The sequence below is a fragment of the Acinetobacter sp. UBA5934 genome, from assembly GCF_002430855.1.
In the GTDB taxonomy this organism is placed as follows: domain Bacteria; phylum Pseudomonadota; class Gammaproteobacteria; order Pseudomonadales; family Moraxellaceae; genus Acinetobacter.
Genome location: NZ_DJDC01000153.1, coordinates 1 through 5,744 on the forward strand (window position 1 = coordinate 1; position 5,744 = coordinate 5,744).

The window sequence follows — 5,744 nt, forward strand, 5'->3', positions numbered from 1 at the left end:
TTCGGGGTGCAGATTATCCTGTTGGGCTTTTTCGTATTTGATGCTTAGATCTGACTCCTGTCTGATCTTACATTCCTTGTTCTTACTCTTGTTATTCTTATCTGGAACTTCCTGTTCTCTATGTCCCCATGATAGTAAATTACAGTAAGGTCGTATAGGCGCAAAGAACCGGAATTGATGTGAGCATATGCGTACAAGATCGGCTAAAAACTATCCTCTTTTTATCTGAAAAATTTGGAATAGTTTGAGCAATGGACTAATTGATAACATGGGAAAAAGTTTTAAATTGATTAAATAACCGCACAAATTTATTGGCCATAAGTATCAAAATTGATTATAAAAAAGCCAACTTATTTCAAAGTTGGCTTTTTGCGGTTTTTTCAGTCAGTCTTAATTCTTAAGTTATTGATATTTATTATATTAATATAAAAATTTACTTCATATAACGGCTATTATGTTAGATAGAGAGGAAAATAAGAAACTATTTTAAAATAAAATCCTTTTTAATTTTAATTCGGCTTGGATTGAATTATGGCAGTAGCACTGCTTTTATAAATACAAAATAGTGCAATAGCTAATAGTAAAAGAGCAGCAACTCTCGATCCATCCATAGTGATAACAGTATTATTAAACCAGCCAAAATTATCAATTAATAAACTCATTACTAACTGTCCACTTATTACAGCAACAGTTGTTGCAGCAGCACCAAGTCTAGGCATAGCAAACACAACTATTAACATATAGGCAACACCAAAAAATGCGCCAGTTAACTGCCATCTTGGAGCGGTAAATAAATTTAAAGAATAATTTGGTTCAAAGAAGAATGCTATTAAGAAGCTAACAATTGTGCCCATCACAAATGTTAACCAAGAACTTTCTAATACTCCTACTTCTGAACCTAGACGACCATTGATTGATGACTGGGCACATAAGACAGCTCCACCAAAAATAACGACGAGTAACATTATATAAATCATGGGGAAAGCTTCCTTATTAAATGAGCCAGAGCGCAGCTAAAATGGCAATGAGTGCCCCGATACGATACTTGTCTACAGCCCGTTTATTACTGCCTAATAAGCCCCAATGATCAATAATTAGGCTGGTAGCTACTTGACCAAATAAAATACCTACCATTGTCAAGCCAACGCCAATGATCGGCGTAGCTACAGTTAAAGAGACGACATATATTGGACCTAACAGGCCGCCTGTAAGTAGCCAGCGTGGTTGTTTGAACATAAGAGAGAGTCGTGGACGACCAAAAATAAGACCAAATGTTAATAGAATAGAACCCAACGCAAAAATGCCTAATGTGGCCCAAATATGTCCAATTTCTTCACCCAATGGTCCCAGCAAACCAGCTTCAATAGATAGCCCCATGCCAGCAAAAAAGACCAACGGTAAAATCCATAACTGTTTCATACATTACTTATGAGGGAAGAAGAGATGTGAATTATATTGGGTTGTCAGAAAGCTACAATTAATCATTTTTTCAAAACATAATTGCTATAATCACAATAATAAAATTGCTCAATATAATTTTAGGAACAGTATAAATGCAGTTAAAAGCATTACGTTACTTTGCGATGGTCGCGACTACTGGCAGCTTTTCTGCGACAGCCAAACATTTTCAAGTTCCCTCTTCTTCTGTATCTCGGTTTATTTCTAAACTTGAACAAGACATTGGACAGCAGCTTTTTTATCGTAATACACGATCCGTTCGGCTGACTGAAATTGGGGAGAAATACTATATCCAAATCAAGGAGGTACTCGATACATTGGACTTTGCCAACGAGGAGGCAACAGGGAAAAATTCAAATGTGAGAGGATTGGTACGTATTAATACCGCAGTTGCCCTAGGGCGATTACATATATCTCGCATTGTTAATCAACTGCATGATATCTATCCCGACCTTTCAGTAGAACTCATCCTGACAGATACATTTATTGATCCTGTCCAAGAAGGTGTCGATATTGCGATTCGGATTGGATCACTGCAAGATTCAGCACTGATCGCAAGAAAAGTATGTGACCAGACCTACGTATTGAGTGCGAGCCCTGAATACCTTGAGCGCTACGGAACACCTGAAACACCTCAAGATATTCAGAAACATCAATGCCTTGTTTATAAAGGCGTTTCGGGGAGTCAAAGATGGTACTTTCGCCAAGATGAACTCGACAAGCCTAATGAAATAGAACCCCAAGGTCCTTTAAAGAGTAACAATGCTGAAGTGTTGCTTTCAGCGGCATTGGAAGGTAGAGGGATTGTATTATTCCCTACATGGATTTTTGAAAAAGATTGTTTTAAAAACAAGCAATTGGTTAAATTACTCCCTAAATGGCTTTGCACAGTAGAACCTTATGCTGTTGGGATTCATTTAGTCTCTCCTGAAAACAGAATTCGTTCAAAAAAGGTGAGAACCGTTTTAGATTTTATATTAAAGGAAATTGGAAGCCCTCCTTATTGGGATAATATTCTTACTTTTTGAAACCTATTAAAAAGACGTTTATTTGAGTATTTCTTAAATTAACCTAATACACGTTATGCAAAATGTAATTAAATTGTCATATAGAATCAATACAATGCGATATTGTAAAAAGCCCATTCACCCTCGAGTGGGCTTTTTTTATGATTTATCAATTAAAGACGTATTCAAAAAATCTTAAATGTTCAGCTTATTCCCGCTATTCTTTATTTAACAGTCGATCAAGCACGCCAAATTTCTTGAAAATTTTCGCACGGCGTTTTGGATGAATATTGGCTTTATTTAAATTACCTTCATAATGGTCAAATACGCGTTTATCCATCATTTTAAACCAGAGCGATGGAATTAAAGCCGGCAATAACATGGTTGCATAACCACTTGGCAATTCAGGTGCTTCATCAAAATGACGCAAAGCCTGAAACGGACGTGTCGGATAGGCATGATGATCTGAATGACGCTGCAACTGGTATAAAAACAGATTAGTAGTAATATTATTATTATTCCAACTATGTTCTGGCATGGTACGCGCATATGAGCCATCTGGTTTTTTGTCGCGCATTAAACCGTAATGTTCAATATAATTAATAATTTCAAATAAACTGATGCCATAAAAAGCTTGGGTCGCCAAATATGGAATGACATCTTTACCAAATAGCTTCACCATGGTGGCATGAAAACCTGCACTCATCGCCCAGCCTTGAAACAGTTCATTTTCCTTACTAAAAAATGATAAGCCTTTACGTTTTAAACGGTTTTTTTCAATCTCAACCGCTGACTTAATTCCCCCAAATACCGTTCTTGGCCAAAACTCATAAAAGGTTTCACCCATTTTAGACGATGCCGGATCTTCAGGGGTTGCCGCACGCTTATGGTGTCCGTAAGGATGTTCAACACGAAAATGATTGTAAAACAGCGGCGTTAAGGTCGCATGGGCAAGATAATGATCCTTTTTATGCGGTCGATGCGACAGCTCATGTGCTGTGTTGACACCTACGCCATTAATCGCACCCATGGAAATTCCCAAAAGAATTTGATCCAGAAAAGAGGTTTCTTTACGACTCACCACATAACCGGCAAATAGATTAGCTGCCATTTGCAAAGGAATAAACAGTTTCACAATCCAGTCATAATAAGGGTCCGCTACAAGTGACTTGATTTCTTCATCATCAGGATTATTACTGTCATTGCCGACAATAGCGTCAACTGATGGAATAATTACATGCAGCAATAAAGGTCCGCCCAAAGCAAAGATTTTTTTCGTCGCCTTTGGACCAAACTGATAGCCAGCCAAAATCCCCATACCGATCACAGGTAAACCTGGACTTAATAACCACCAATAGCGTTTTTTATCGAGGGCTAAACCTGAAGCATTGGGCATAGTCTGAAGTGTGGCTTGATTTAAATTTACTGGTGCATTCATGTTGGCGATCTTCCCTATTTTTTGTTCTAACGTTATATTTCTAGAAATAGGTCCTCAAGAACAGTTGTAAACGTCCAAAAAAGCTATGCAAACGTCCTTGGCATATCTAGCCAATATTTGACCTAAAAACACATACGGATATCAAGCAAGGCTTTTTATAATTTTTATTAGATGATGACAGAACGATAAGACATGGATGCCTTAAGTAAAATTTTTGACGATATTCATCTCAATAAATCTGAATATATTTATTTAAAACCGCAAGGTCACTGGGCCTATGCTTATCAGGAACAGGATGCCATGATTGGCTATGTGGTTCTGGCGAGCACGCTCAACATTCAATTTGAATCGAAGAAAATGCTGCAGCTCGAGGCGGGAGACTTGATCCTGATCCCTTCAGGGCAAAACCATACCTGCCGAAGTAATGATAAAGACAATCTGGTGGAAGCACTTAATATTACCGGTCTTTTCGATAAAAAAAGGCAAGCTACCATCGAATTTGGAAGTACCAGCGGTGAACCGGCACTGATTCTGGCAATCCGCTGCCATATCGATACCATTATGGCGCGTCCGTTACTGAATGCCCTGCCCGACTATATCCATATTCAGCATATTACCGGCAGTACGGCCCCTGAATGGCTACAAATTGGATTACATTTTTTGGCCGTAGAAGCCTATCAAATTCGTCCGGGTCGCGACAAAATTCTCGATCATCTGGTCAGTATTCTATTTATTGAATGTGTACGCGATTATATTGCCCAGTTAAGCGATTCCAATAACTGGCTTAGAGCTTTGGCGCATACCGAACTGGCCAATGCTTTAGCCGTTATTCATGGTAAGCCCGATCAGGCCTGGACCGTAGAAAGTCTGGCTGAACAATGTTGCATGTCGCGCTCTAAATTTGCCACCTTATTTAGCAGTATCGTTGGCGAAACACCATTGGCCTATTTACAGCAATATCGTTTCCGTTTAGCGTCGCAGCATTTACGCGAAGGACAACTTTCGATCCAGCAAATTGCCCATCGTGTCGGTTATTCTTCCGAAACGGCCTTTAGCCAGACCTTTAAACGCCTGTTTAATTTAACTCCGAGCCAATATCGCCAGCAGTTCCAGTAAATCAGGTTTGATTAGATGGAGCTACATTCAAGGTACTTAAAATAGCCTGAACCGGATCTTCACTATTGCCGGAAAGCAGCTGTTTATGCATGGTGATATGCTGCATCGCCTGAATTTGTGCGGTTTCCACATTCATCAATTTTTCAATTTCAGCAGCTAAATTTTCCGGCGTCGCATCACTTTGAATCAATTCCCGAATGACTTTTTTACCCGCAATAATATTCGGTAAGGAATAATACGGAATTTTGATCAGCAACTTGACCACTAAATAAGTCAACCAATTCAACTTATAAAACGTCACCATCGGACGGTGTAATAGCATTGCCTCTAAAGTGGCAGTACCTGAAGCCAAGGCCACAATATTTGAGGCATTCATGACCTGACGACCAATTTTAGATTCGGTGTCTGTATTTTCCATTAAGCAAACTTTAGCCACCAAATCAGCAGGATATTGTTGCAGCAAGGCTTCTATCTGCTGCTTGCGTGCATCATTAATTGCAGGAATCAAAAATACATATTCGGGGTGCTTTTGACTCACGATTTTAGCGGCATCCAGCACCAATGGACCGAGTCTTTCAATTTCACCACGGCGACTACCCGGTAACAGGGCAATATGCTTGTGTTCAACATTCAAGCCCAGCTCTTGCTTGGCTTCAATCAGAGGATTTTGCAAAGGCAATTGACTGGCGAGTGGATGCCCTACGAATGCGGCTGGCACATCAATC

Annotated in this window: 6 protein-coding genes; 2 read left to right on the forward strand and 4 right to left on the reverse strand. The window is 39.3% G+C overall.

Annotation, left to right across the window (positions count from 1 at the left end; genetic code table 11):
* Window positions 1-509: 509 nt before the first annotated feature.
* Complete coding sequence (locus tag B2Y23_RS10575; RefSeq protein ID WP_409449782.1) at window positions 510-965, reverse strand: DMT family transporter; 456 nt, start codon at window positions 963-965, stop codon at window positions 510-512.
* Between the two features lie 28 nt (window positions 966-993).
* Entirely contained in the window at window positions 994-1,419 is a 426-nt protein-coding gene (locus B2Y23_RS10580; RefSeq protein ID WP_291354453.1) for a DMT family transporter, read from the reverse strand.
* Window positions 1,420-1,553: 134 nt separating this feature from the next.
* Between B2Y23_RS10580 and B2Y23_RS10585 the strand changes: the two genes are divergently transcribed.
* Window positions 1,554-2,486, forward strand: coding sequence for a LysR family transcriptional regulator (locus tag B2Y23_RS10585; RefSeq protein ID WP_291354452.1), 933 nt, complete (start codon window positions 1,554-1,556; stop codon window positions 2,484-2,486).
* 196 nt (window positions 2,487-2,682) lie between these two features.
* Here B2Y23_RS10585 and B2Y23_RS10590 read toward each other — a convergent pair whose 3' ends face one another.
* Window positions 2,683-3,903, reverse strand: coding sequence for an alkane 1-monooxygenase (locus B2Y23_RS10590; RefSeq protein ID WP_291370732.1), 1,221 nt, complete (start codon window positions 3,901-3,903; stop codon window positions 2,683-2,685).
* Between the two features lie 192 nt (window positions 3,904-4,095).
* Here B2Y23_RS10590 and B2Y23_RS10595 point away from each other — a divergent pair, with 192 nt between their 5' ends.
* Entirely contained in the window at window positions 4,096-5,019 is a 924-nt protein-coding gene (locus tag B2Y23_RS10595) for an AraC family transcriptional regulator (protein ID WP_291354450.1), read from the forward strand.
* Window position 5,020: 1 nt separating this feature from the next.
* On the opposite strand, the gene B2Y23_RS10600 is transcribed toward B2Y23_RS10595, so the two are convergent.
* Window positions 5,021-5,744: lipid-A-disaccharide synthase (locus B2Y23_RS10600; RefSeq protein WP_414632124.1), on the reverse strand; the 724-nt coding region annotated here is incomplete at its 5' end.